The organism is Streptomyces sp. NPDC093261, assembly GCF_044753645.1.
Classification (GTDB): domain Bacteria; phylum Actinomycetota; class Actinomycetes; order Streptomycetales; family Streptomycetaceae; genus Streptomyces.
In genome coordinates this window covers 127,352-152,900 of sequence record NZ_JBIVNO010000016.1, presented here as the reverse complement: position 1 = coordinate 152,900, position 25,549 = coordinate 127,352, and the positions used below count along the sequence as shown (strand labels likewise).

General features: G+C 70.6%; 19 protein-coding genes. 4 read left to right on the top strand and 15 right to left on the bottom strand.

Annotated features, from left to right (window positions below):
* Nucleotides 1-37: 37 nt before the first annotated feature.
* The 4 genes from ACIP94_RS28530 to ACIP94_RS28515 all read right to left on the bottom strand — a co-directional run bounded on the left by ACIP94_RS28530 (nucleotide 38) and on the right by ACIP94_RS28515 (nucleotide 3,855).
* Nucleotides 38-169 carry a hypothetical protein gene (locus tag ACIP94_RS28530; RefSeq protein ID WP_103838047.1) on the bottom strand — a complete coding sequence of 44 codons (132 nt, stop codon included), beginning with the start codon at nucleotides 167-169 and terminating at the stop codon, nucleotides 38-40.
* Between the two features lie 259 nt (nucleotides 170-428).
* Nucleotides 429-968 carry a GNAT family N-acetyltransferase gene (locus ACIP94_RS28525; RefSeq protein WP_402431677.1) on the bottom strand — a complete coding sequence of 180 codons (540 nt, stop codon included), beginning with the start codon at nucleotides 966-968 and terminating at the stop codon, nucleotides 429-431.
* Nucleotides 969-1,262: 294 nt separating this feature from the next.
* A complete protein-coding gene (gene pruA / locus ACIP94_RS28520; RefSeq protein ID WP_402431674.1) occupies nucleotides 1,263-2,894 on the bottom strand; it encodes an L-glutamate gamma-semialdehyde dehydrogenase in 1,632 nt (543 codons plus the stop codon).
* 34 nt (nucleotides 2,895-2,928) lie between these two features.
* Nucleotides 2,929-3,855, bottom strand: a complete 927-nt coding sequence (locus ACIP94_RS28515) for a proline dehydrogenase family protein (RefSeq protein ID WP_402431671.1) — start codon at nucleotides 3,853-3,855, stop codon at nucleotides 2,929-2,931.
* Nucleotides 3,856-4,016: 161 nt separating this feature from the next.
* Between ACIP94_RS28515 and ACIP94_RS28510 the strand changes: the two genes are divergently transcribed.
* A complete protein-coding gene (locus tag ACIP94_RS28510; protein WP_402431668.1) occupies nucleotides 4,017-5,231 on the top strand; it encodes a PucR family transcriptional regulator in 1,215 nt (404 codons plus the stop codon).
* Here the strand turns inward: ACIP94_RS28510 and ACIP94_RS28505 are convergent.
* Nucleotides 5,228-5,824 carry a TetR/AcrR family transcriptional regulator gene (locus ACIP94_RS28505; RefSeq protein ID WP_402431665.1) on the bottom strand — a complete coding sequence of 199 codons (597 nt, stop codon included), beginning with the start codon at nucleotides 5,822-5,824 and terminating at the stop codon, nucleotides 5,228-5,230. The genes ACIP94_RS28510 and ACIP94_RS28505 overlap by 4 nt on opposite strands.
* 97 nt (nucleotides 5,825-5,921) lie before the next feature.
* Here ACIP94_RS28505 and ACIP94_RS28500 point away from each other — a divergent pair, with 97 nt between their 5' ends.
* Complete coding sequence (locus ACIP94_RS28500; protein WP_402431663.1) at nucleotides 5,922-7,469, top strand: MFS transporter; 1,548 nt, start codon at nucleotides 5,922-5,924, stop codon at nucleotides 7,467-7,469.
* 153 nt (nucleotides 7,470-7,622) lie between these two features.
* Here ACIP94_RS28500 and serA read toward each other — a convergent pair whose 3' ends face one another.
* From serA to ACIP94_RS28470, 6 genes are all read right to left on the bottom strand, one after another.
* Entirely contained in the window at nucleotides 7,623-9,224 is a 1,602-nt protein-coding gene (serA, locus tag ACIP94_RS28495; RefSeq protein ID WP_402431660.1) for a phosphoglycerate dehydrogenase, read from the bottom strand.
* A gap of 266 nt (nucleotides 9,225-9,490) precedes the next feature.
* Nucleotides 9,491-10,489 (bottom strand): ketol-acid reductoisomerase, encoded by a 999-nt coding sequence (gene ilvC / locus ACIP94_RS28490; RefSeq protein ID WP_402431657.1) that lies wholly within the window; start codon nucleotides 10,487-10,489, stop codon nucleotides 9,491-9,493.
* Nucleotides 10,490-10,627: 138 nt separating this feature from the next.
* Nucleotides 10,628-11,152 (bottom strand): acetolactate synthase small subunit, encoded by a 525-nt coding sequence (ilvN, locus tag ACIP94_RS28485; RefSeq protein WP_166002432.1) that lies wholly within the window; start codon nucleotides 11,150-11,152, stop codon nucleotides 10,628-10,630.
* Nucleotides 11,153-11,172: 20 nt separating this feature from the next.
* Nucleotides 11,173-13,029: an acetolactate synthase large subunit gene (locus tag ACIP94_RS28480; RefSeq protein ID WP_402431654.1), complete on the bottom strand. Its 1,857-nt coding sequence runs from the start codon at nucleotides 13,027-13,029 to the stop codon at nucleotides 11,173-11,175.
* Nucleotides 13,030-13,255: 226 nt separating this feature from the next.
* Nucleotides 13,256-16,519 carry an EAL domain-containing protein gene (locus ACIP94_RS28475; protein WP_402431651.1) on the bottom strand — a complete coding sequence of 1,088 codons (3,264 nt, stop codon included), beginning with the start codon at nucleotides 16,517-16,519 and terminating at the stop codon, nucleotides 13,256-13,258.
* Between the two features lie 327 nt (nucleotides 16,520-16,846).
* Nucleotides 16,847-17,809 (bottom strand): 2-hydroxyacid dehydrogenase, encoded by a 963-nt coding sequence (locus ACIP94_RS28470; RefSeq protein WP_402431648.1) that lies wholly within the window; start codon nucleotides 17,807-17,809, stop codon nucleotides 16,847-16,849.
* A gap of 74 nt (nucleotides 17,810-17,883) precedes the next feature.
* Here ACIP94_RS28470 and ACIP94_RS28465 point away from each other — a divergent pair, with 74 nt between their 5' ends.
* Both ACIP94_RS28465 and ACIP94_RS28460 read left to right on the top strand, forming a co-directional pair.
* A complete protein-coding gene (locus tag ACIP94_RS28465) occupies nucleotides 17,884-18,882 on the top strand; it encodes an aldo/keto reductase (RefSeq protein ID WP_402431645.1) in 999 nt (332 codons plus the stop codon).
* Between the two features lie 90 nt (nucleotides 18,883-18,972).
* Entirely contained in the window at nucleotides 18,973-20,130 is a 1,158-nt protein-coding gene (locus ACIP94_RS28460; protein WP_402431642.1) for a PQQ-dependent sugar dehydrogenase, read from the top strand.
* Between the two features lie 204 nt (nucleotides 20,131-20,334).
* Here ACIP94_RS28460 and ACIP94_RS28455 read toward each other — a convergent pair whose 3' ends face one another.
* From ACIP94_RS28455 to gatB, 4 genes are all read right to left on the bottom strand, one after another.
* A complete protein-coding gene (locus ACIP94_RS28455; RefSeq protein ID WP_402431639.1) occupies nucleotides 20,335-20,937 on the bottom strand; it encodes a hypothetical protein in 603 nt (200 codons plus the stop codon).
* 35 nt (nucleotides 20,938-20,972) lie between these two features.
* The gene (locus ACIP94_RS28450; RefSeq protein WP_402431636.1) at nucleotides 20,973-21,539 is read right to left on the bottom strand and encodes a GNAT family N-acetyltransferase; all 567 of its coding nucleotides are present in this window, start codon (nucleotides 21,537-21,539) and stop codon (nucleotides 20,973-20,975) included.
* Entirely contained in the window at nucleotides 21,517-23,760 is a 2,244-nt protein-coding gene (locus ACIP94_RS28445; RefSeq protein WP_402431633.1) for an MMPL family transporter, read from the bottom strand. The genes ACIP94_RS28450 and ACIP94_RS28445 overlap by 23 nt, the downstream gene beginning before the upstream one ends.
* A 272-nt stretch (nucleotides 23,761-24,032) precedes the next feature.
* A complete protein-coding gene (gene gatB / locus ACIP94_RS28440; RefSeq protein WP_402431630.1) occupies nucleotides 24,033-25,547 on the bottom strand; it encodes an Asp-tRNA(Asn)/Glu-tRNA(Gln) amidotransferase subunit GatB in 1,515 nt (504 codons plus the stop codon).
* Between the last annotated feature and the right edge of the window lie 2 nt (nucleotides 25,548-25,549).

Here is a 25,549-nt window from a genome sequence, read left to right as displayed (position 1 = left end):
GCGGCTCCCGGTTCGGAACGCGTCGCTCTACGGCGGCTCAGTGGCCCGTCGCGCCGCCGTTGTCCCGGCGGTCGAGGGCGCGCTGGAGCGCGGCGGCGGCGTTCTTGCGGTCGGACTCACTCGTGCGGGAAACGTGACGGACTCGGCGGCGGGCGGTCGTCTCGGCCATGGGAAATCGACTCCTTCGATATCCGGGAGTGCGGACAAGGGGATACGAGACGCCGGAGGGGCGGGGAGCGGCGCCGCAGGGGTGACCTGCATCGGGCCCGGCTCACGACCGCCATTCGCTGGATCGAGCGAGACGTTCGGCTCCTTCAAAGCTAAGCGAGGACCGGGCGTCTGTCTCCACGATTACTCGGACTTCCTACTATCTGAGACGGCGGACCGGTCCACCCCCGCCGTGACCCGCCCCGCGACGCCGCCGCCCGTCAGAGCACGTCGCCGTCCCGCCAGTCGAAGACCAGCTTGTGCTTCGGGTTGAGCGGTCCCGCGGCAGCCGGGCGTACGAAGGTGCAGTCCTCCTCGTCGCGCAGACGGACCACGCCGCGCGGGCCGAGGGCGCACAACCGGCCGGACCAGAGCTGCCACCCCCGGGCCCGGTACAGCGCGGCGCCCTCGTCGCTCGCGGAGAGCGCGCCGAAGTCGTAGGCGCCGTCGACGATCCGCTCGATCTCGGCCATGACGCGCCCGCCGAGCCCCTGCCGCCGCACGTCCGGGCGCACCCCCACGCCCTCGACATACCCGACGCGCAGCCAGCGCTTCCGGTAGCGGGCGCGCCGCTGGATGACGGACCCATGGGCGGCGAGCCCCCGCTCGTCGCTCACGAGGACATGCAGCCCGCCGAGCCCGTGCTCCCACTCCTCGTCGTCGTAGTCCCCTCCGAAGGCCTCGTCCAACAGGGCGCGGGCGGCGCCGAGTTCGGCGGGGTCGAGGTCGGCAGTGTGCACGGTGCGCAGACGGGTGGCCACCGGACCAGTATGACCTTCCCCCTAGTTCTCGTACGTGCCCACTCCTCACGTGTCTGACCGTTAATCCGATGTATCAAGCCACCTCTCGCCTTGACATGCACATAAAGCGTCAGCTCGCTCACAGTCATCGGATGACTGCGACAGGGAGAGGCTCCCCATCCCCCCGACCACGGCCCCGCACTCTCGCCCCGACCCTCTGCCCCACTGTTCGTATGACCTGCGAGGGCCGCATACGAAGACCGCCCCCGCCCCGGGGGTCAAGGCCCGGGGCGGGGGCGGTGCTCAGGGGGGCCGTCAGCCCATGTGCGGGTAGGTGTAGTCGGTCGGCGCCACCAGCGCCTCCTTGATGGCGCGGGTCAGGGTCCAGCGCAGCAGGTTCTGCGGGGCGCCCGCCTTGTCGTTGGTACCGGAGGCGCGGCCGCCGCCGAAGGGCTGCTGGCCGACCACGGCGCCGGTCGACTTGTCGTTGATGTAGAAGTTGCCCGCCGCGTAGCGCAGCCGCTCGGCCGTGTACGCCGCCGCGGCGCGGTCGTTCGCGATGACCGAGCCCGTGAGGGCGTAGTCGGAGACCGACTCCATCTGGGTCAGCATCTCGTCGTACTTCTCGTCCTCGTAGACGTACACCGCGAGGATCGGGCCGAAGTACTCGGTCGTGAAGACCTCGTTCTCCGGGTCGGTGCACTCGATGACGGTCGGCCGGACGAAGTAGCCGACCGAGTCGTCGTAGGAGCCGCCCGCGACGATCGTGCAGGTCGGGTCCTCCTTGGCGCGGTCGATGGCGGCCTTGTTCTTCGCGAAGGCACGCTCGTCGATCACCGCGCCGATGAAGTTCGACAGGTCGGTGACGTCACCCATGGCCAGGGAGTCGACCTCGGCCGTGAACTCCTCCTTGAAGCCGGAGTTCCAGACGGAGGCCGGGATGTACGCGCGCGAGGTCGCGGAGCACTTCTGGCCCTGGTACTCGAAGGCACCGCGGGTGAGCGCCGTCTTGAGGACCGCCCGGTCGGCACTCGGGTGCGCGACCACGAAGTCCTTGCCGCCGGTCTCGCCGACCAGGCGAGGGTAGGAACGGTACTTCTCGATGTTGTTGCCGACGGTCTTCCACAGGTACTGGAAGGTCTTGGTCGAACCGGTGAAGTGGATGCCGGCGAGATCGCGGTGGGCCAGGGCGACCTCGGAGACCTCGATGCCGTCACCGGTGACGAGGTTGATGACGCCCTTGGGCAGGCCCGCCTCCTCCAGCAGCTGCATCAGCAGCACCGCGGCGTGGGTCTGGGTCGGGGACGGCTTCCAGACCACCACGTTGCCCATGAGGGCGGGGGCGGTGGGCAGGTTGGCCGCGATCGCCGAGAAGTTGAACGGGGTGATCGCGTAGACGAAGCCCTCCAGCGGGCGGTGGTCGAGGCGGTTCCAGACGCCCGGGGAGTTGGCCGGGGGCTGCTCGGCCAGGATCTGGCGGGCGTAGTGGACGTTGAAGCGCCAGAAGTCGACCAGCTCGCACGGGCTGTCGATCTCCGCCTGCTGGGCGGTCTTCGACTGGCCGAGCATGGTGGAGGCCGCGATGGTCTCGCGCCAGGGACCGGCCAGCAGCTCGGCGGCGCGCAGGATGATCGCGGCGCGGTCGTCGAAGGACAGCGCGCGCCAGGCGGGGGCGGCGGCGAGGGCCGCGTCGATGGCGTCCCGCGCGTCCTGCCGGGTGGCGTTGTGCAGGGTGCCGAGGACCGCCTGGTGGTTGTGCGGCTGCACGACCTGGAACGGCTCGCCGCCGCCCATGCGCTTCTCGCCGCCGATGGTGCACGGCAGGTCGATCGGGTTGTCGGCCAGCTCCTTGAGCTTGGTCTCCAGCCGGGCGCGCTCGGGCGAACCGGGGGCGTAGCCGTGCACCGGCTCGTTGACGGGGGTGGGGACCTGGGTCACAGCGTCCATGGGTTCCGTAACTCCTTTTGCGAGCGGGTGGGTGTCAGCTCTTGGTGAGGACCGAGCGGGCGAAGAAGCGGAGGTTCGCCGGCTTCTCGGCCAGACGGCGCATGAAATAGCCGTACCAGTCGGTGCCGTAGGCCGTGTAGACGCGCATGCGGTGGCCCTCGGCGGCCAGCCGCACATGCTCCTCGCTGCGGATGCCGTACAGCATCTGGAACTCGTACTCGTCGAGCTTGCGCCCGGCGCGCCGGGCGATGTCCTGCGCGATGGCGATGATCCTCGGGTCGTGGGAGCCGATCATCGGGTATCCCTCACCCTCCATGAGGGTCTTCAGGATGCGGACGTACGCCTTGTCGATCTCGTGCTTGTTCTGGTACGCGACCGACGCGGGCTCCTTGTACGCCCCCTTCACGATACGCACCCGGCTGCCGCTCGCGGCGAGACGGCGGGCGTCGGCCTCGGTGCGGAAGAGGTAGGCCTGGATCACGCAGCCGGTGGCCGGGAAGTCCTTCCGCAGCTCCTCGTGGATGGCGAACATCGAGTCGAGGGTGGTGTGGTCCTCGGCGTCCAGCGTGACCGTGGTGCCGATCGCGGCGGCGGCCTCGACGACCGGGCGCACATTGGCGAGGGCCAGCTCGTGGCCGCCGGGAAGGGCCTGGCCGAACATGGAGAGCTTGACGGACATCTCGGCCTTCGGGCCGAGCCCCAGCTCCTTGAGGCGGCCGATCAGCTCCAGGTACGCGTCCCGTGCGGCCGCGGCCTGCTCAGGGGTCGTGATGTCCTCGCCGACGACGTCCATGGTGACCTCGAGGCCCTTGCCGGTGAGCTCCTCGATGATCGGGACGATCTCGCCGACGGTCTCACCGGGGATGAAGCGGTCGACGACCGGCTTCGTCACCGGTGCGGCCGAGATCAGACGGCGCATCCGGTCGCTGCGCGACGCGGCGAGAATCACGGGACCCAGCACGGGGCACCTCCACAAGGGCAACAGGAGGCCGAATCCCGACCATTCGGGTACGGCACGGAGAACCACTGTGAAACCTATGGATTGCTCAGATCGTCGGCCATCGACAGCTGTCACGCATCCGTGCCCTGGATCTCAGACATCTGTATGAGCGGGGTGCTGAAATGCGGGAGAATGCCCGTGTGGCGGATGTTTTCAAGCCGGGCCGGGGCGACTACCAGGAACTCGTCGACGAGATCTCGGCGCTGCTCGGCGCCCCCGCGACCCTGGAGAACCGGGACTTCGAGTTGATCGCCTTCGCCGCCTACGACAGCGGCGACGGTGAGTTCGACGAGGCGTCCCTCGACCCCGTCCGCACCCGCTCGATCCTGACGCGCCGCTCCACGGCGGCGGTGCGCAGCTGGTTCGAGGGCTTCGGGATCGCCCGCGCCACCGGCCCCGTGCGCATTCCGCCGACTCCTGAGGCGGGTGTCTACCGGGGACGGATCTGTCTGCCCGTACGCCATCGGGGTGTCGTCCTCGGCTATGTGTGGCTGCTCGCGGACGAGCCGGGCCCGTCCGAGGCACAGCTGTCCGCCGCGATGGAGGTCGCCGCCCGCATCGGCGCGCTGCTCGCCGACGAGGTGCAGGCGGGCGCGGATCTGACCCGCGAACTGCGCGCGGTACTGACCGCCGAGCCCGGCTGGCACCAGGAGGCGGCGGTGGCCGAGCTGCGCACGGCGCTGGGCGCGCGCGGCGAGGGCCTGCTCACGATGGTCTGCGTCGCCCCCTGGCCCTCGGCCGATCCGGACGACGCCCCTTCGGTCCGTACGATCCCGGCCGCGACCGCGCTGTGCACGGTGCCGTGGGGCAGCAGCGGCCAGAGCCTGGCCCTGCTGGTGCGGTTGCGCTCGGCAAACGTGCCGGCCCCGGCGCTCACAGCGGCCACGCGGCTGCTGCGGGAGGCGGAGGGGACCCGGGGCGGCAGGCGGACGGCGGCCGGGGTGGCCGGCGCCCGCCATGGCCTCACCGAGCTGGGCACCGCCTGGCAGGAGGCGTCGGCGGCGGCCCGCGCGGCCCTGGCGGAGCCCCGGTTGGGCCCGGTGGCGCAGTGGTCGGCGATCGGGCCGTACCGCCTGTTGACGTCGCTCCCGCCCGAGGCGGCCCGCGACCCCGCCGTACGCGTCCTGCTCTCCCCCGCCCACCGGGAACTGGCCCGCACGGCGGAGGTGTTCCTGGACTGCGCGGGCCAGGCGGGCCGCACCGCGGCGGAACTGGGCATCCACCGCCAGACCCTCTACTACCGCCTCTCCCGCGTCGAGCAGCTCACCGGCCTGGACCTGGACGACGGCGAGGATCGCCTGCTGCTGCACATGGCACTGAAAGGGGCGCGGCTCTAGGAGGCCCGGCTGCCGGCCGCCTTGAGCACGCGGCGGAGCCCTTCGGTGAGCTGTTCCGCGCCGGTGGCCGAGTCCGGGTCGAACACCCACTGCACCATGAGGCCTTGGAGAAGGGTCTGGTAGAAGCGGCCCTCGGTGTCGACGGCCTCCTTGTCCAGGTCCGCCTCCGGGATGTCGGTGAACAGCGGAATCAGCCCTGAGCGACCCTCCTCCTGCGCCTCGATCAGCAGCTTGCGCACCTCCGGCAGCCGGTCCCCTTGGAGGATCAGCTCGAAGCTCAGCAGCCAGACCGCCCGTGACTCGGGCAGTGTCCGGATGACGTTGGACCACACCTCCCCGAAGCGCTCCAGCGAACCCGGGGGCGCCTGGGTCGTCCCGCCCGCTCCCCAGCCCGGCTCGAAGCGGTCGCCCATCTCCTCGACGAGGGAGACGTACGCCTGCACCAGCAGCGCGTCCTTCGAGCCGTAGTGGTAGCCGATCGAAGCGAGGTTGGTGCCCGACTCCCTGACGATGTCGCGCGCGGTCGTGCGCACGAAGCCCTTGTCCAGCAGGCAGCGCTTGGCGCCTTCGAGCAGATCCTCACGGTGTCCCATGCCGTCCACCCTAGCGCCGATCCATACAGGCGTCCTAGACGCACGACTTACACATGCGTCCTATACAAGCGTCTAATACGCCCGTACATTCGCTGTCATGACGAACTCGACGAGCACCACCACGACCTCGGCCACCCGGGCGGGCCACCGTGAATGGACCGCCCTCGGCGTCCTGATTCTTCCGCTGCTGCTGGTCTCGATGGACGTCTCGGTCCTCTACTTCGCCATCCCGGCGATCAGCGCGGACCTGGAACCGAGCGGCACCCAGCAGCTCTGGATCTTCGACATCTACGCCTTCGTCCTCGCCGGGCTGCTGATGACGATGGGCTCGCTGGGCGACCGCATCGGCCGCCGCAGGTTGCTGCTCATGGGCGCCGCCGCGTTCGGGGGCGCCTCACTGGCGGCGGCGTACGCGAACAGCGCCGAGACCCTGATCGCCGCCCGCGCGGTCCTCGGCATCGGCGGCGCCACCCTCATGCCGTCCACGATGGCGCTGATCCGCACGATGTTCACCGATCCCGCCCAGCGTGCGAAGGCGATCGGGACGTGGTCCGGAGTGATGACGGCCGGTATCGCGCTCGGCTCGGTGCTGAGCGGCGTCCTCGTCCAGTACTTCTGGTGGGGCTCGGTCTTCCTGGTCAACCTTCCGGCGATGGCCCTGCTCCTGGTCCTCGGCCCCTTCCTGCTCCCGGAGTCGAAGGACCCGGCGCCCGGCCGCTTCGACCTTCTCGGCGTCCCGCTGTCGATGGCGGCGGTGCTCCCGGTGATCTACGGCCTCAAGGAGATCCCATCGGAGGGCTGGCACGTCCGGTACGTCGTCTCGATCACCGTGGGCCTGCTCTTCGCGGCGCTGTTCGTCCACCGCCAGCGCACCACGGCCTCGCCGATGATCTCCCCGGCCCTCTTCCGCGGACGGGGCTTCGCCCCCGCCGTGGTGCTGAACCTCGTCTCGTCCTTCGCGATCATGGGCTCGGCGTTCTTCACCACGCAGTATCTGCAGTCGGTGCTCGGAAAGAGCGCGATGGAGGCGGCCCTGTGGGCCCTGCTGCCCTCCGTGCCGATCGGCATGGCGGCCCCGGTCGCGACCCAACTGGTGCAGAAGGGCGTCAACCGGGCCTATGTCGTCTGCGCGGGCTTCGCGATCGCCGCGGTCGGCTACGGGATGCTCGCCCTCGCCGGCTCCCATGCGCTCTGGCTGGTGCTGGGCGCGTGCGGCGTGCTCTCCTCCGGGATCGTCGTCGCCATCTCCCAGATGACGGACCTGGCCCTGAGCGCGGCTCCGGTCGAGCGGGCGGGTTCCGCTTCCTCCCTCCTGGAGACGGGCGCGGAGTTCGGCGGCGCCCTGGGCATGGCGGTGCTCGGCTCGATCGGCACGGCGGTCTACCGCCATGAGATCCCTGCCTCGGCACCGGCCCCGGCCCACGAGACGCTGGGCGGTGCGCTGGCCGTGGCCGGCCGGCTCCCGGGTCAGGCGGGCGACGCGCTGGCGGCGGCCGCGCGGGAGGCGTTCACCAGCGGGATGCACGGGGCGGCGATCGCCGGGGCGGTACTCCTCGCGGGGGCCGCGGTCGCGGCGGCGGCGACACTGCGCCGGATCCATGTACGGCAGACCACGGCCGCGCAGCCGGAGCGGGTCTCCGCCTGAGAGCATCCGGAGCACGGAAAAACGCCGGACGGGCCGGCTTGACCAGCCCGTCCGGCGTGTGTGGACGAGCCCGTTCGGGATGAACGGGGGGCGGGGGCGGAGCCCCCGGAACGGCAACCTCAACGGGCGGTCACCGCATCACGCACGGCAACCTCAGACCAGGTTCACCGAGCGGGCGGACGTCGCGCCGATCTCCTCGGCCACCTCCGTCAGGACGTTCTGCGGCACCGTGTCGTCGACCGTGAGGACCGCGAGGGCCTCGCCGCCCGCGATGTCACGGGCGACCTGCATGCCCGCGATGTTGATGCCGGCCTCGCCGAGAATGCGGCCCAGCGTGCCGACCACACCCGGGCGGTCGGTGTAGCGCAGCACCACCATGTGGTCCGCGAGGGCCAGGTCCACGTCGTAGTCGCCCACCGCCACGATCTTCTGATGGTGCTTCGGGCCGGCCAGCGTGCCGGACACCGACACCTCCTCGCCGCCCGCGAGCGTGCCGCGCACGGTGACCACGTTGCGGTGGTCGGTGGCCTCCGAGCTGGTGGTCAGGCGTACCTCGACACCGCGCTCCTGGGCGAAGAGCGGCGCGTTGACGTACGAGACCGTCTCGGCCACGACGTCCTCGAACACGCCCTTGAGCGCGGACAGTTCGAGCACCTTGACGTCGTGCTGGGTGATCTCGCCGTAGACCTCGACATCGAGCCGGACGGCGACCTCGCCCGCGAGCGCGGTGAAGATCCGGCCGAGCTTCTCGGCGAGCGGCAGACCCGGCTTGACGTCCTCGGCGATCACACCGCCCTGCACGTTCACCGCGTCCGGGACCAGCTCGCCGGCGAGCGCGAGGCGCACCGACTTGGCCACCGCGATGCCCGCCTTCTCCTGCGCCTCGTCCGTGGAGGCGCCCAGGTGCGGGGTGCACACCACCTGGTCCAGCTCGAACAGCGGCGAGTCGGTGCACGGCTCCTTCGCGTACACGTCCAGGCCCGCGCCCGCGACGCGACCCTCCTTGAGCGCCGAGTACAGCGCCTCCTCGTCGACGATCCCGCCGCGCGCGGCGTTGACGATACGGACGCTCGGCTTGACCTTGTGCAGCGCCTCGTCACCGATCAGACCGAGGGTCTCGGGGGTCTTCGGCAGGTGGACGGTGATGAAGTCGGAGACCTCGAGCAGCTCGTCCAGGGACAGCACCTTGACGCCCATCTGCGCGGCTCGGGCGGGCTGGACGTAGGGGTCGTAGGCGACGACCTTCATGCCGAACGCGGACATGCGCTGTGCGACCAGCGCGCCGATCCGGCCGAGGCCGACCACGCCGAGGGTCTTCTCGGCCAGCTCGACGCCCGTGTACTTGCTGCGCTTCCACTCGCCGTTCTTCAGCGCGGCGTTGGCCTGCGGGATGTTGCGGGCGGTGGAGATGATCAGACCGCAGGCCAGCTCGGCGGCGGTCACGATGTTCGAGGTGGGGGCGTTGACGACCATCACGCCGGCCTTGGTGGCCGCGGAGACGTCCACGTTGTCCAGGCCGACGCCGGCTCGCGCGACGACCTTGAGCTTCCGCGCGGCGGCGACGGCCTCGGCGTCGACCTTCGTCGCGGAGCGGATCAGGATGGCATCGACGTCGGCGATCGCCGACAGCAGCTCCGCACGGTCCGCGCCGTTGCAGTGCCGGATCTCGAAGTCCGGACCGAGTGCGTCGACGGTCGCGGGCGACAGCTCTTCAGCGATGAGTACCGTGGCTTTTCGGCTGGAGTACGAGCTCACGTGAGTCCTCACATGTCCAATGCGGACGGCCGTCCCGACGGCCGCAGGCGGTGGAGGGGTGCTAGCCGCGTGGAAGACGCACGACGCTGTGGGCCTGAACGCGATTGTTATGCAGCAGTGTAGTGGCGCCGCAAGCGTCATTTTGCGCCGCTGCGGAAGGATCACCCGTCCGTGGCTGGACGGGGTGGACAACGTCTCTTCCCGACGTTACCCCTGGTTCGCCGAAGGGACCGGAGCGGAGTGCTCCGGTCCCCCGGCCGTAAGGCTTACGCCTCCTCGTTCACCCAGCTCATGAGCTTGCGCAGCTCCTTGCCGGTGGTCTCCAGCAGATGCTCGGAGTCCTGCTTCTTGTACTCGTTGTACTTCTTCAGACCGCCGTGGTACTCGTCCATCCAGTTGCGGGCGAACGTGCCGTCCTGGATCTCGGCGAGGACCTTCTTCATCTCGGCCTTGGTGGCGTCCGTGATGATGCGGGGGCCCGTGACGTAGTCGCCCCACTCGGCGGTCTCGGAGACCGACCAGCGCATCTTCTCCAGGCCGCCCTCGTACATGAGGTCGACGATCAGCTTCAGCTCGTGGAGGCACTCGAAGTATGCGATCTCTGGCTGGTAGCCCGCCTCGACCAGGGTCTCGAAGCCGGCCTTCACCAGGGCGGAGGTGCCACCGCACAGGACGGCCTGCTCGCCGAAGAGGTCGGTCTCGGTCTCCTCGGTGAAGGTCGTCTTGATGACGCCGGCGCGGGTGCCGCCGATGCCCTTGGCGTAGGAGAGGGCCAGGGCGAAGGCGTTGCCGGTGGCGTCCTGCTCGACGGCCACGATGCAGGGAACGCCGCGGCCCTCCTCGTACTGGCGGCGCACCAGGTGGCCCGGACCCTTCGGGGCGACCATGCAGACGTCCACGCCGGCCGGGGGCTTGATGAAGCCGAAGCGGATGTTGAAGCCGTGGCCGAAGAAGAGCGCGTCGCCGTCCTTCAGGTTCGGGGCGATGGACTCCTCGTAGACCTGGGCCTGGATCGGGTCCGGGACCAGGATCATGATGACGTCGGCCTCGGCGGCGGCCTCCGCCGGGGTCACCACGCGCAGGCCCTGCTCCTCGGCCTTCTCCTTGGACTTGGAGCCCTCGTGCAGACCGACCCGCACGTCGACACCCGAGTCGCGCAGCGACAGCGCGTGGGCGTGGCCCTGGCTGCCGTAGCCGATGACCGCGACCTTGCGGCCCTGGATGATGGACAGGTCGGCGTCAGCGTCGTAGAACAGCTCGGCCACTTTGGGTTCTCTCCTTGTGTACGGACGGTGCGTCCCACCGTATGACGGCGGGGAGAAGGGAAGTTTCGGGGTCTCGGTATACGGGCGGCCGACTGCCTGCCGCCCGTTTCCGGTCGTACGGGAATGGTCCCGGAAGTCCTAGGCGGACCGGTCGAGGGCGCGCAGCGACCGGTCCGTGATCGAACGGGCGCCACGGCCGATCGCGATCGTGCCGGACTGGACCAGCTCCTTGATGCCGTACGGCTCCAGCATCTTGAGCATCGCGGACAGTTTGTCGCTGCTGCCGGTGGCCTCGATGGTGACGGCCTCCGGGGAGACGTCCACCGTCTTGGCACGGAACAGCTGGACGATCTCGACGATCTGGGAGCGCGTCTCGTTGTCGGCGCGCACCTTCACCAGAACGAGTTCGCGCTGAACGGCCTGGGACGGCTCCAGTTCGACGATCTTCAGGACGTTGACGAGCTTGTTGAGCTGCTTGGTGACCTGTTCGAGCGGCAGGTCCTCGACATTCACCACGATGGTGATCCGGGAGATGTCGGGGTGCTCGGTGACACCGACCGCGAGCGAGTCGATGTTGAAACCGCGGCGGGAGAACAGGGCGGCGATCCGGGCGAGGATGCCGGGCGTGTTCTCGACGAGGACCGAGAGGGTGTGCTTGGACATGGTTCTCACTCAGCTCTCTCTCAGTCGTCTTCGTTGTCGCCGAAGTCGGGGCGGACGTCCCGGGCGGCCATGATCTCGTCGTTGGAGGTGCCGGCGGCGACCATCGGCCACACCATGGCGTCCTCGTGGACGATGAAGTCGACGACCACCGGGCGGTCGTTGACGGAGTTCGCCTCTTCGATGACCTTGTCGAGGTCCTCCGAGGACTCGCAGCGGATCGCGTAGCAGCCCATGGCCTCCGACAGCTTCACGAAGTCGGGGACGCGGGTGCCGGCGCTCGGCTGCTTGCCGTCGGCCGCGGGGCCGGAGTGCAGCACGGTGTTGGAGTACCGCTGGTTGTAGAAGAGGGTCTGCCACTGGCGGACCATCCCGAGGGCGCCGTTGTTGATGATGGCGACCTTGATCGGGATGTTGTTCAGGGCGCAGGTGGTCAGCTCCTGATTGGTCATCTGGAAGCAGCCGTCGCCGTCGATGGCCCAGACCGTGTGGTCCGGGGCGCCGGCCTTCGCGCCCATCGCCGCCGGGACCGCGTAGCCCATCGTCCCGGCACCGCCGGAGTTCAGCCAGCTGGCGGGGTTGTCGTACTGGATGAAGTGCGCGGCCCACATCTGGTGCTGGCCGACGCCCGCCGCGAAGATCGTGCCCTCGGGCGCGAGCTGTCCGATGCGCTCGATGACCTGCTGCGGGGACAGTGAGCCGTCCTCCGGCAGGTCGTACCCGAGCGGGTAGGTCTCGCGCCAGCGGTTCAGGTCCTTCCACCAGGCGGTGTAGTCGCCCTTGTGGCCCTCACTGTGCTCCTTCTGGACGGCCTGGACCAGGTCGGCGATGACCTCCCGCGCGTCCCCGACGATCGGCACGTCCGCGGCCCGGTTCTTGCCGATCTCCGCCGGGTCGATGTCGGCGTGGACGATCTTGGCGTACGGGGCGAAGCTGTCCAGCTTGCCGGTGACGCGGTCGTCGAAGCGGGCTCCGAGGGCGACGATCAGGTCGGCCTTCTGCAGCGCGGTGACGGCGGTGACCGCACCGTGCATGCCCGGCATGCCCACGTGCAGCGGGTGGCTGTCGGGGAATGCGCCGAGCGCCATCAGGGTGGTGGTGACGGGCGCTCCGGTGAGTTCCGCGAGGACCTTCAGCTCGGCGGTGGCCTTGGCCTTCAGGACGCCGCCGCCGACATAGAGGACGGGCCGCCTGGCGGAGGTGATCAGCTTGGCGGCCTCGCGGATCTGCTTGGCGTGCGGCTTGGTCACCGGGCGGTAGCCGGGCAGGTCGGTCGCGGGGGGCCAGCTGAAGGTGGTCTGCGCCTGGAGGGCGTCCTTGGCGATGTCGACGAGGACCGGTCCCGGGCGGCCGGTGGAGGCGATGTGGAAGGCCTCCGCGATCGTCCGGGGGATGTCCTCGGCCTTGGTCACGAGGAAGTTGTGCTTGGTGATCGGCATCGTGATGCCGACGATGTCCGCCTCCTGGAAGGCGTCGGTGCCGATCGCCTTGGAGGCGACCTGGCCCGTGATCGCGACCAGCGGCACCGAGTCCATGTGCGCGTCCGCGATGGGCGTGACCAGGTTGGTGGCGCCGGGACCCGAGGTCGCCATGCAGACGCCGACCTTGCCGGTGGCCTGGGCATAGCCGGTGGCCGCGTGGCCCGCGCCCTGCTCGTGCCGCACCAGCACGTGCCGCACCCGCCGGGAGTCCATCAGCGGGTCGTAGGCGGGAAGGATCGCACCGCCGGGAATGCCGAATACCGTGTCGGCGCCGACCTCCTCGAGAGAGCGGATGAGGGACTGCGCACCCGTCACGTGCTCGGGCGCGGACTGGTGTCCTCCGGATCGGGGCCGCGGCTGCGGGTGATGGGCCCCGGTGGCCTGCTCGGTCATCGGCATTCTCTTCTCGATGCTGAGGGTTTTTGCGAGGTTCGGGCGTTGTTCGACTGGTGCGTGTGCAACAAAAAACCCCTCGTGCCGGTAGGCAAGCGAGGGGAGCGCGCCGGGAGTGGTCGCTGGGTGTTCCGGTTCATGTCCGGTGGGTCCCAGCTCAGCCGACGCGCTGTCCAAGTACGAGAATTCGGGTGCGCATGGCACTGACCCTCCCCCCGGCACGCCATCACTGTCAAGTGGGTGGGACGGGAGTCTCATTATGTGAGCGTAGGGCGCTCCCACCGCCGAAAACCGCAGGCACACCGCTCGTGTACAGCGTCGCTCCCCCGACCGCGAACGCCGGCGCCGGCTCCACCGGGCCATGCGGCACGGGGCAGTGGCCGGAAGTGAGCGCCCGGCGCAGCCGGTACTCGTCCAGCGGTCCCGAGAATGCCATGCCCTGCCCGTGCGTACACCCCATGGCACGCAGGGCGACGACCTGTTCGGGCAGATCCACCCCGTCGGCGACCGACTGGAGACCGAGATCCGTGGCGATGCGCAGCAGCCCGCTGGTGATCTTGTACAGCCGCGCGGACTCCACGACCCCCTCGACCAGGCCCCGGTCGAGCTTCAGTACGTCGACGGGGAGCCGGCGCAGCGCCGTGATGGCCGCGTAGCCGCTGCCCAGTCCGTCCAGCGCGACCCGGACGCCGATCCTGCGCAGGGCGGCGAGTCTGCGCTCCAACTCGTCCAGGGGGACCCTCGGATCGACGTCGGACAGCTCGATGACCAGGGCGCCCGAGGTCAGGCCGTGCCGGGTGAGCAGGCCCTCCACGGAGCCGAGGGGCAGCGAGCGGTCGAGCAGGCGGCGGGCGCTCATCCGTACGGCGACGGGCACGGCGAGCCCGGTCGCGGTGCGCTCGGCGGCCTGCTCCACGGCCTCCTCGAGCGTCCACCGGCCCAGCTCGGCGGCCTTGTCGCTGTCCTCGGAGACCCGCAGGAACTCCGAGGCGGTGAAGAGCACGCCCTGGGAGGAGCGCCAGCGTGCCTGGGCGCTGACGGCGGTGATCCGGCCGTCCGCCAGCGATACGACGGGCTGGTGCAGCAGGGTGAACTCGCCGTCGTGCAGTGCGGCCCGCAGCCGGGTGGCCAGCTCGGTCTTCCGTACGACGTCCTGCTGCATCTGGGGCGCGTACAGCTCGACGCGCCCCTTGCCGGCGGCCTTGGCGCGGTACATGGCGAGGTCGGCGTTGCGCAGGAGTTCGCCCGCGCCCAGGCCCGGCTCCGCGAAGGCCACACCGATGGACGCGGCCACCCGGACATCGTTGCCGTCGATGTCGTACGGCTGCGAGAGGGTGACCCGCAGCCGGTCGGCGAGCTCCAGGATGTGCCTCTCGTGGGCGGTGCGGTCGCGGGTGCCGTCGCCGACGATGAGGGCCGCGAACTCGTCACCGCCCAGGCGGGCCGCGGTGTCCCCCTGCCGTACCGAGTCCTGGAGTCTGCGGGCGGCCTGGACGAGCAGCTCGTCCCCGGCCTGGTGCCCGATCGTGTCGTTGACCGCCTTGAAGCCGTCGAGGTCGATGAAGAGGACCGCCGTGTTCCGCAGGGCGGGGCCGCGGTCGGAGGCGCGGCGCCCGGACAGCGCCTGCTGGACGCGCTTGGTGAACAGGGAGCGGTTGGGCAGGTCGGTGAGCGGGTCGTGCTCGGCGTTGTGCTGGAGCTGTGCCTGGAGGCGCACGCGCTCGGTCACGTCCCGGCTGTTGAAGATCAGGCCGCCCTCGTGGCGGTTGACGGTGGACTCCACGTTCAGCCAGCCGCCGTAGCCCGACCGGAAGCGGCACTCGATCCGGGTGGTGGGCTCCTCGGCATGGCTGGCGGCGAGGAAGCGGCGCACCTCGTGCACCACGCAGCCCAGGTCCTCCGGGTGGATGAGCGCGGCGAGTTCGGTTCCGACCAGGTCCTCGGCGGAGCGGCCGTAGACGCCCGCGGCGGCCGGGGAGACATATCTGAGGATGCCGCTGGGCGCCGCGATCATGATGACATCGCTGGAGCCCTGCACCAGCGAGCGGAAGTGGTTCTCCTTCTGTGCGAGTTCCTGGGTGAGGGTGATGTTGTCGAGCAGCATGATGCCCTGGCGGACGACGAGCGCGAGCACCACGGCTCCGGCGGTGATGAGCACCACGCGATCGACGCTGTGACCGTTGAGGACGTTGTAGAGAATCCCCAGGGTGCAGACGGCGGCGGCCAGATAGGGCGTGAGCGCGGCCAGCGATCCGGAGATCGGGCGCGTGGCCGGGTAGCGGTCACGGTCGGATCCCTGAGGGACGCCGACCGGGTACCGGTCCTGGCCCGGCGACTGGGTGTGCGCGCGGCCCGTCTGCCGCGGCAGCACGGGCGCGTGCCCTTCCCGCCGGTCCGTGCGCCCGGAGACCGGCCGGCGCCGACCGGGCGCGGGTGCGCGCACCGCCTGCGTGTGCGCGGGGTCGCGCCGCAGCCGCTGCCGGACGCCGACCCACGGGGCGTACGCGAGGAGGAGCGAGCCGGAGAACCAGCCGGCGTCGAGCAATTGGCCCGAGTGGTAGCTGTTGTGCAGCAGCGGCGAGGTGAACAGAGCGTCGCACATCACGGTCAGGGCGAGCGCGCCGATGGCGGTGTTGACGGCCGACCGGTTGACCGCCGAGCGCCGGAAGTGCAGGGCGACCACCATGCTGATCAGGGCGATGTCCAGCAGGGGGTACGCGAGCGACAGGGCGGTGTGCGCGACGCTCGGACCGTCGAACTTCGCCGCTTGGGCAAGCGCGAGGCTCCACGACAGGGTGAGCAGCGAGCCGCCGATGAGCCACGCGTCCAGCGCGAGGCATACCCAACCCGCCTTGGTGACGGGCCTTTTGGCGAGCACGAGCAGTCCTACGATGGCGGGAGGAGCGAAGCAGAGGAAGAAGAAGTCGGCGAAGCTCGGCGAGGGGACGGGGCGGTCGAGGATGACCTCGTACCAGCCCCAGACGCCGTTGCCCAGCGCGGCCATGGCCGAGGAGAGCGCGAACAGCAGCCACGCGGGCCGGAAGCGGCTGCGGCTGCGCCGCGCGTAGACGAAACAGGAGACCGACGCGGTGCCCGCCGCGACGCTCAGTCCGAAGTCGCCCATGACGAGCGCGACGCTCCGGCAGCCCCAGTCGAGCGCGGAACCGACGGCGTATCCCGCGCACACCAGGGCCAGGACCAGTTGCGGGACCAGGTGCGTCCGGCCTCCCGGGGCCGGACGGCGGGCCGGCAGAGCTCCGGGGGAGCTCACCGGGTCCTCCCGGTCCGGGGCGCCGCCGGGTCCTGCCGGTCCCGGTGCGCTGGGTGCGCATGCCTCTTGCGGCCGCTGGGCCGGCGGTGGTGCTGATGACCGCCCTGGTGGCTGCTGTGGCCGGCGTGGCCGCTGTGACCCGTGTGGCCCCCGTGTCCGCGTCTGCGCGTTTCCGCTCGCCAGGGTCGCAGCCCGCGACTCCGCCGCGTCGGATCGTTCGTCCATAGGCTGTGCATCGCCCGTCGCCCCCCTCGCATGTCTGAAAGTTCCGTCCCCGGCGCCGAATGGTGCGCGGCGCAGCCCCTGCCCGGGACGATACACCAGTCTCGTCACTCAGGGACATAGATTCTCTACGCTCAGTGACGACCAGCCAGGATGTGCGTACGTACTGCGTACGAGAGACTGCGGAGCGTACTGGAAGCGGACGGGGAGCCAACAGCCGTCGACCCGCGCGCCGGGGGTGCGCCCCGTCGCGAGACACGCGCACGGCCGGTGGGGCCGGCTTGAAACATGCGCTGACGGGCCGTCGTCCGCGCCGTCGCCGGCGCCCGCTCAGCCCCGGCGCGCCGGGTCTTCGACGCCGGTCGCCAACACCACGTTCGCCATTGGTTCCCCCTGCGCGAAACGGTTCAGCTGGGCGCTCAGCAGACGTGTGGCACGGGGCCAGAACGCCGACGTGGGGCCGCCCACATGAGGGCTGATCAGCACACCCGGCGCATGCCACAGGGGGTGTCCGGCGGGCAGCGGCTCGGGATCCGTGACATCGAGCGCGGCGGTGAGGCGGCCCGTGTCCAGCTCGGCCAGCAGCGCCTTGGTGTCGACGACACCGCCGCGCGCGACGTTGACGAGCAGCGCCCCGTCCTTCATCCGGGCCAGGAAGTCCTCGTTGACCAGGCCTTTCGTCTGCTCCGTGAGCGGCGTGACGAGCACCACCACATCGGCGTCGGGAAGCAGTTCCGGCAATCGGGAGAGAGGATGCACAAGGCCGCGCGGCGACTCACGCTCTCGGCGCGCGACGCGCGCCACCCGCGCGAGCTCGAAGGGAGCGAGCCGGTCCTCGATGGCGGCGCCCACGGACCCGTATCCGACGATGAGGACGGACTTGTCGGCGAGCGCGGGACGGAAGCCGGAGCGCCACTCCTCACGGTCCTGTCCCCGGACGAAGTCGGGGATGCCGCGCAGCGAGGCGAGGATGAGGGTCAGCGCGAGTTCGGCAGTGCTGGCGTCGTGCACCCCGCGCGCGTTGCACAGCTGCACCCCGTCGGGCAGCAGGGGCAGGCCCGGTTCGACATGGTCAACACCGGCGGAGAGCGTCTGCACGACCCGGACGGACGTCATGGCGGCCATGGGGCGCACCGCGACCTCGCTGCCCTTCATGTAGGGCACCACATAGAACGCGCAGTCGGCGGGATCCGCGGGAAACTCCCGACCGCCGTCCCAGAAGCGGTAGCGCAAGCCCTCGGGGAGGTCCCTTATCTCGTCGGTGCGGAACGGAAGCCATACGTCGACAGTCATGTCAGGAGGCTATGCGAAGGATCCCGGGTCGCATTGGTTAGTTTGGGGTGCCAGGAAAGGGAGGGCACGGCCAGGTGGAGCGCAGGACGATCGGCGCGGCGACGCTCGAGGTGGGGGCGGTCGGACTCGGGTGCATGCCGATGAGCTGGGCGTACTCGGGCTCGCGGCAGCGGGGCGAGGAATCGCTGCGGACGGTGCACCGGGCGCTCGATCTGGGGGTGACGCTGCTCGACACGGCCGACATGTACGGGCCGTTCACCAATGAGCTGCTGGTGGGCCGGGTGCTCAAGGAGCGGCGTGCCGAGGCGTTCGTGTCGACCAAGGTCGGCCTGCTGGTGGGCGAGCAGCACATCGTGGCCAACGGCCGCCCGGGCTATGTGAAACGGGCCTGCGACGCCTCGCTGCGGCGGCTGCAGACGGACGTCATCGACCTGTACCAGCTGCACCGCGCGGACCCCGAGATACCCGTCGAGGAGACCTGGGGCGCCATGGCCGAGCTGGTGCGGGCGGGGAAGGTACGCGCACTCGGGCTGTGCGCGGTGGGCGTGCGGGGCGGACGGCGGACCGGGGCCCGGCTGTACGACGGCACGATCCGGCAGCTGGAGCGGGTGCAGCAGGTGTTCCCGGTGAGCACGGTGGAGGCCGAGCTGTCGGTGTGGTCGGCGGAGGCCCTGGACGCGCTGGTGCCCTGGTGCGCGGCGCGCGGGGTCGGCTTTCTCGCGGCGATGCCGCTCGGCAACGGTTTCCTGACCGGCACGCTGACTCCGGGCGAGGGCTTCGAGCCGGACGACCTGCGGGCCCGCCATCCCCGCTTCACCGCCGAGGTGATGGCGGCCAACCAGCCGATCGTGGCCGGGCTGCGGCGGGTGGCGCGCCGCCACGGCGAGGAGGTCACGCCCGCCCAGGTCGCGCTGGCCTGGGTGCTGGCGCAGGGACGGCATGTGGTCCCGGTGCCGGGCGCGAAACGGGAGCGCTGGGTCGCGCAGAACGCGGGCGCGCCCGGCCTGCGGCTGACCCCGCAGGACCTGGCGGAACTCGCGGACCTGCCGGCGGCACAGAGGTCGTGGGACTGACCCGATCGGCTGATTCTCCGCCGCCGGGGAACGCCGGGGCGTCGCGCCTCGTAAGTAGGGAAGAATCCCCGCGTCGAAGGGACCTGGATCGTGCGACGTCGAGCTGTGGCGGCCGTGTCGGCCGCGGCCGTGCTCGTGCTGGCGGCGGGGTGCTCCGCCGGTTCCGGGGACACGTCCGGCGGCGCCCCCTCGTCGAGCGGTACGGCGCCGGGGGCGTCCGCGCCCGGGCAGGCGGGTGAGCACGTCCCGCCGGCGAAAGGATCGGTCCGCGTGGTGCGGACGGTCGCCGAGCACCTCAAGACCCCCTGGGGCCTGGCCGCGCTGCCCGGCGGCGGACTGCTGGTCTCCTCCCGGGACGACGGGACGATCACGCGGATCGACGACAGGACCGGGAAGAAGACCGAGCTGGGCACGGTCCCCGGGGTCTCTGCCGCCGGCGAGGGCGGCTTGCTGGGCATCGCCCTCTCCCCCGGCTATGCCTCGGACCACTTGGTCTACGCCTACCTGACGACCGACTCCGACAACCGCATCGTGCGCATGCTGTACGACGCGCACAAGCCGGCCGGTGAGCAGCTGGGCGCGCCCGACACCGTCTTCAAGGGCATCCCGAAGGGGATGATCCACAACGGCGGCAGGATCGCGTTCGGCCCGGACGGCATGCTGTACGCGGGCACGGGCGAATCCGGCGACCGGGGCCTGGCACAGAACCGGGCCTCCCTGGGAGGCAAGATCCTGCGCATGACGCCGGACGGCGAACCCGCCCCCGGCAATCCCTTCGGGGACTCGGCCGTCTACTCCCTGGGCCACCGCAATGTCCAGGGCCTGGCCTGGGACGACAGGCAGCGGCTGTTCGCCTCGGAGTTCGGCCAGGACACCTGGGACGAGGTGAACGCGATCAGACCGGGTGACAACGGCGGCTGGCCGGTCGCCGAGGGGAAGTCGGCCGACCCCAGGTTCCACAATCCGCTCGCCCAGTGGCACACCGACATGGCCTCCCCCAGCGGCCTGGCCTACGCCGAGGGCTCCCTGTGGATGGCGGGCCTGCGCGGGCAGCGGCTGTGGCGCGTGCCGCTGAGGGGAACCGAGGCGTCGGCACCCCCTCAGGCGTTTCTGCAGGGCGCCTACGGCCGCCTGCGCACCGTGGTCGCGGCCGGCGGCAACCGGCTGTGGCTGACCACGAGCAACACGGACGGCCGGGGCAAGGCCTCCAAGACCGACGACCGCATCCTGGAGGTGCAGGTGGAGTAGGGCGCCGCGGTCGGATGGCGGCCGGAGCCGCCGCGGTGGCGCGCGTCCCGCTCAGGCCGGGCGGGCCTCCGGATCGTCGGCGGCAGCCGTGCCCACGCCCCCGCTCATGGCCGGTCGGCGCCCGGACACGCGAAGGGACCCCGGGCTTCCGAGAACCGTGGGACGCGGCGGAAGACCCGGGGCCCCTGGTGGGACCGCGTCGGCTCAGCTTGCGGAGGGCAGTCCGAGCAGGATGTCGGTGTACTTGAGGACGGCCAGGAGCAGCCCGATGACGCCCAGGGCCACACCGCCCCAGGCGACCGACTTGATCCACGGGGCCTGCGGCTTCCCGGGCGCCCCGAACGCCGGGCGGGCCAGCACGACGACGCCGACGATCAGTGCGGCCAGCGCGAACAGGCCGCCCCACAGCGCGGTGGCGTGCCAGGCGTTGCCGTACACCTCCTTGATCTGCTGGGCGACGCTCGCCTGCGACGAAGTCCGCAGCTGGCCCACGAGGGTCTCCCGCGCGGAGGCCACCGTGGAGACCCAGGTGCCGGTGAGGGAGACGATGCCGAGCCCGGCCGCGACGACGGCGCCCGCCCCCTGACCGACCCCGGAAGGCCCCTCCGGCTCGTGCCTGTCGGGCTCGTGCATCTCGGAGGCGTGCTCCTCGGGGACGTGCTCCTCGGGGACGTGCTGCTCGGGCCGCTCCTCGTCCCCGGCCCCTCCGGCCGGCTCCTGGCCCTCGATGGCCTCCACCTTCCCCTCGTCGTTGGTCGCCTGGGTGCCGGTCTCGGCCCCGGCCTCGTCAGCTGTCTTCGTTCCCATGCCTCGCACCGTACGGACGCTGTCTGAGAGGTCTCTTAATGATCGTCACAGGCCCGTGCCGCCCGCCACTCGGGCGCGAGCACCGACCACACCTCGGTGTCCTGGCGCACACCGCGGTACAGATGGTTCCGGCGCAGTACGCCGTCCCTGCTCATGCCCAGCCGCCTCGCCACCTTGATGCTCGGCAGGTTGGCAGACGAGGCGCGCCACTCCACACGGTGGATGCCACGCTCGTCGATCGCCCAATCAATAAGCACCCGCATGCCACGCGTGACGAGCCCCCGTCCGGTGGCCGCGGGCTCGAGCCAGCAGCCGACCTCGCAGTTGCCTCCGGCGGCGTCGAAGATCCGGAACAGCAGCCCGCCGACCAGCTTCCCGTCCAGCCACAGCCCGTGCAGGCTCCCGGTGTCGGCGGCGCGCTTGTCGGCGTACGACGTGAGGACGGCCCGGGCGGAGGCGACGTCCGTGGCGTTCGTCCCGAACGGGATGTGCTGGTTGACGAACTCGCGCCCGCGGTCCAGATGCGCCAGGAACTCCTCCGCGTGCCAGGGTTCCAGCGGTCGCAGTTCGGCCCCGTCGTCACCCAGGGATATCGCGTACATCCGGCTGCCGCTCCCTCACCAGTTCGTCCACCAGCGCGTCCGTGTCGATGCGCTCCCCCGGCATCGTCGCACGGCACTCCGGCCGTTCGATGCAGATGCGCGGCAGCCGGCGGTCCAGCCAAGACGGCAGCCACCAGTTGGCGCCGCCGAGCAGGTGCATCAGGGCGGGGACGAGAAGGGTACGCAGGACGAACGCGTCCAGGGCGACGGCCGCGGCGAGCCCGATACCGAACATGGCGATGACATGGTCACCCGCGGCCACGAAGGCGAGGAAGACGGAGATCATGATGACCGCCGCCGAGTTGATCACCCGGCTGGTCTCGGCGAGACCGACCCGCACGGCCCGCCGGTTGTCGCCGGTCTCCAGCCACTCCTCGTACATACGGCTGACCAGGAACACCTGGTAGTCCATGGAGAGCCCGAAGAGCACCGACACCATGATCACGGGAAGGAAGGGTTCGATCGGGCCGGCCCGGCCGAGGCCCAGCAGCTCGCTCCCCCAGCCCCACTGGAAGATCGCGACGACCACGCCGAACGCGGAGGCGACGGCGGCGAGGTTCATCGCGGCGGCCTTCAGCGGAATGCCCAGGGACCGGAAGGCGAGCAGCAGCAGCACACAGCCCAGGCTGATCACCACACTCACGAAGAGCGGCAGCTTGCCGACGATCACGCCGGCGAAGTCGTCGTAGGCCGCCGTCACGCCGCCCACGGACAGATCGAGGGTGGTGCCCTGCTCGGCGCGCGGCAGCACCTCCGTGCGCAGCCGGTGCACCAGGTCGCTGGTCTGCTGGGACTGCGGGGAGGACTGCGGCACGACGGTGAGGTAGGCGGTGTCGCCGCCGCCGTTGTACGTCACCGGGGTCACCGAGGCGACGCCCTTGGTGGCCTCGAGGGTGCGGTCGAGATTGTCGAGCGCCAGCTTGTCCTCGGCGCCGCCGACATGGGTGACCACGGTGAGCGGGCCGTTGACGCCCGGCCCGAAGCCGTCTGCGAGCAGGTCGTATGCCTGGCGGGTGGTCGATGTCTTCGGGTCGTTGCCCTGGTCGGAGGTGCCGAGGTGGAGGGAGAGCGTGGGCAGCGCGAGCAGGGCCATCACGGCCAGCGCGACCGCGCCGAGCTTCTTGGGGTGGCGCTCGACGAACGCGGACCAGCGGGCGGCGAGCCCCGTCGGGAGCTCCGGTTCGGGCCCGTGCTCGTCCAGTCTGCGCCGCTCGCGCCTGCTCAGGGCGCGGGGCCCGATGAAGGACAGCAGGGCGGGCAGCAGGGTCACGGAGGCCGCGACGGTGAGGAGGACGGTCAGACACGCGGCGAAGGCGACACCGTTGAGGAAGCCGAGCCGCAGGATCAGCATGCCGAGCAGCGCGATGCACACGGTGGCGCCCGCGAACACGACGGCTCGTCCGGTGGTGGTGACGGCGCCCACGGCGGCCTCCCCCACCGGGGTGCCGCGCTTCAGGATCTTGCGGTGCCGGGTCACGATGAACAGCGCGTAGTCGATGCCGACGCCGAGGCCGATCAGCAGGCCGAGCATGGGCGCGAAGTCGGCGACGGTCATGGCGTGGCCCAGCAGGCCGATGCCCGAGTAGGCGGTGCCGACACCGATCAGGGCGGTCGCGATCGGCAGCAGGGAGGCGGCGAGCGAGCCGAAGGCGAGGAAGAGGACCACGGCGGCCACGCCGACTCCGACGGCCTCGGCGATATGGCCGCCCTTCGGCTGGGTGAGGGCGACGGCGCTGCCGCCCAGTTCCACCTTCAGGCTCTTGGTCTCGGCGGCCTTGGCGGTGTCGACGACGGCCTTGGCCTCGCCCTTGCCGATGTTCTCGCTCGGCTCGGCGAAGGTGATCGTGGCGTACGCGGTGCGGCCGTCCCCGCTGATCTGGGCGCTGTGGCTGCCCTCGTAGGGGTTGGTGACGGAGGCGACGCCGGGCAGGTGCGCGATGTCGTCCAGGGTGCGGGTCATCGTCTGCTCGACATCGGCGGAGCGCACACCGCCGGGGCCGGCCGTGCGCCAGACGACGCTGTCGCTGTCGCCGCCGAGGCCGGGGAAGCCCTGCTGGAGCATCTGGGTGGCGCGGCCGGCCTCGGTGCCGGGGGCGTCGTAGTGGTTCGAGTACGCGGAGCCCGCGACGGTGGCGCCGACCGTGACACCTGCGAAGGCGATCAGCCACAGCAGAACGGTGACAAGGCGGTGGCGTACACACCAGCGTGCAAGGGCTGCCACGAACGTGCTCCCAGGGGGTGATTTCGTTGATCTTTGACCGGGAACAGCCGCAGATGGAACTGAACAGCCCGCAAAGAACGTATGAGCAATCCCCAACACTCTGGCAGCCGGAAGAGATCGTTTGCGGCTTTCGTGGGGTTGGTCACAGAACTGCGATGCAATTCACAGGACATTCGCAGCGACTCTGTCGCCCCATATAAGATTTCCCTAAATAGAAAGGGGCGGTATATCGCATTCGATATACCGCCCCTTTAGGTGTTTCGCGGTCGCGCTCAGCCCTCGCTGACGCCCAGCTTCTCCAGGATCAGCTCCTTGACGCGGGCGGCGTCGGCCTGGCCGCGGGTGGCCTTCATGACGGCGCCGACCAGGGCGCCGGCGGCGGCCACCTTGCCGCCGCGGATCTTGTCCGCGACGGCCGGGTTGCCGGCGATGGCCTCCTCGACGGCGGCGGTGAGCGCGCCCTCGTCGGAGACGACCTTCAGACCGCGCTTCTCGACGACCTCGTCCGGGGTGCCCTCGCCCGCGAGGACGCCCTCGATGACCTGGCGCGCCAGCTTGTCGTTCAGATCGCCGGCCGCGACCAGCTTGGCGACCCGGGCGACCTGCTCCGGGGTGATCGTCAGATCGTCCAGGCCCTTGCCGGACTCGTTGGCGTGGCGGGCCAGCTCGCCCATCCACCACTTGCGGGCGGAGGCCGCGTCGGCGCCCGCCTCGATGGTGGCCACGATCAGGTCCAGGGCGCCGGCGTTGACGATCGCCTGCATGTCGGTGGCGGAGATCCCCCACTCCTCCAGCAGCCGGGTGCGGCGCACGAGGGGCAGCTCCGGCAGCGCCGCGCGCAGCTCCTCGACCCACTCGCGCGAGGGCGCGACGGGCACCAGGTCCGGCTCGGGGAAGTACCGGTAGTCCTCGGCCTCCTCCTTGGTACGGCCCGAGGTCGTCGAGCCGGTGTCCTCGTGGAAGTGGCGGGTCTCCTGGATCACCTTGCCGCCGCCGTCGAGCACGGCGGCGTGGCGCTGGATCTCGTAGCGGGCCGCGCGCTCGACGGAGCGCAGCGAGTTGACGTTCTTCGTCTCGGAGCGGGTACCGAACCTGTCGGCGCCCTTCGGCATCAGCGACAGGTTCACGTCGCAGCGCATCTGGCCCATCTCCATCCGGGCCTCGGAGACACCGAGCGCCCGGATCAGCTCGCGCAGCTCGCGGACGTACGCCTTCGCCACCTCGGGCGCGCGCTCGCCCGCGCCGACGATCGGCTTGGTGACGATCTCGATGAGCGGGATGCCGGCCCGGTTGTAGTCCAGCAGGGAGTGGGACGCGCCGTGGATACGGCCGGTGGCCCCGCCGACGTGCGTCGACTTGCCGGTGTCCTCCTCCATGTGGGCGCGCTCGATCTCCACGCGGAAGGTCTCGCCGTCCTCCAGTTGCACGTCGAGGTAGCCGTTGAAGGCGATCGGCTCGTCGTACTGGGAGGTCTGGAAGTTCTTCGGCATGTCCGGATAGAAGTAGTTCTTCCGGGCGAAGCGGCACCACTCGGCGATCTCGCAGTTCAGCGCGAGACCGATCCTGATCGCGGACTCCACGCCGGTCGCGTTGACGACCGGGAGCGAGCCGGGCAGGCCGAGGCAGGTGGGACAGGTCTGCGAGTTCGGCTCGGCGCCGAGCGCCGTGGAGCAGCCGCAGAACATCTTGGTCCTGGTGCCGAGTTCGACATGGACCTCGAGGCCCATGACGGGGTCGTACGACGCCAGCGCGTCCTCGTACGACACCAGGTCGGTCGTGGTGGTCACGG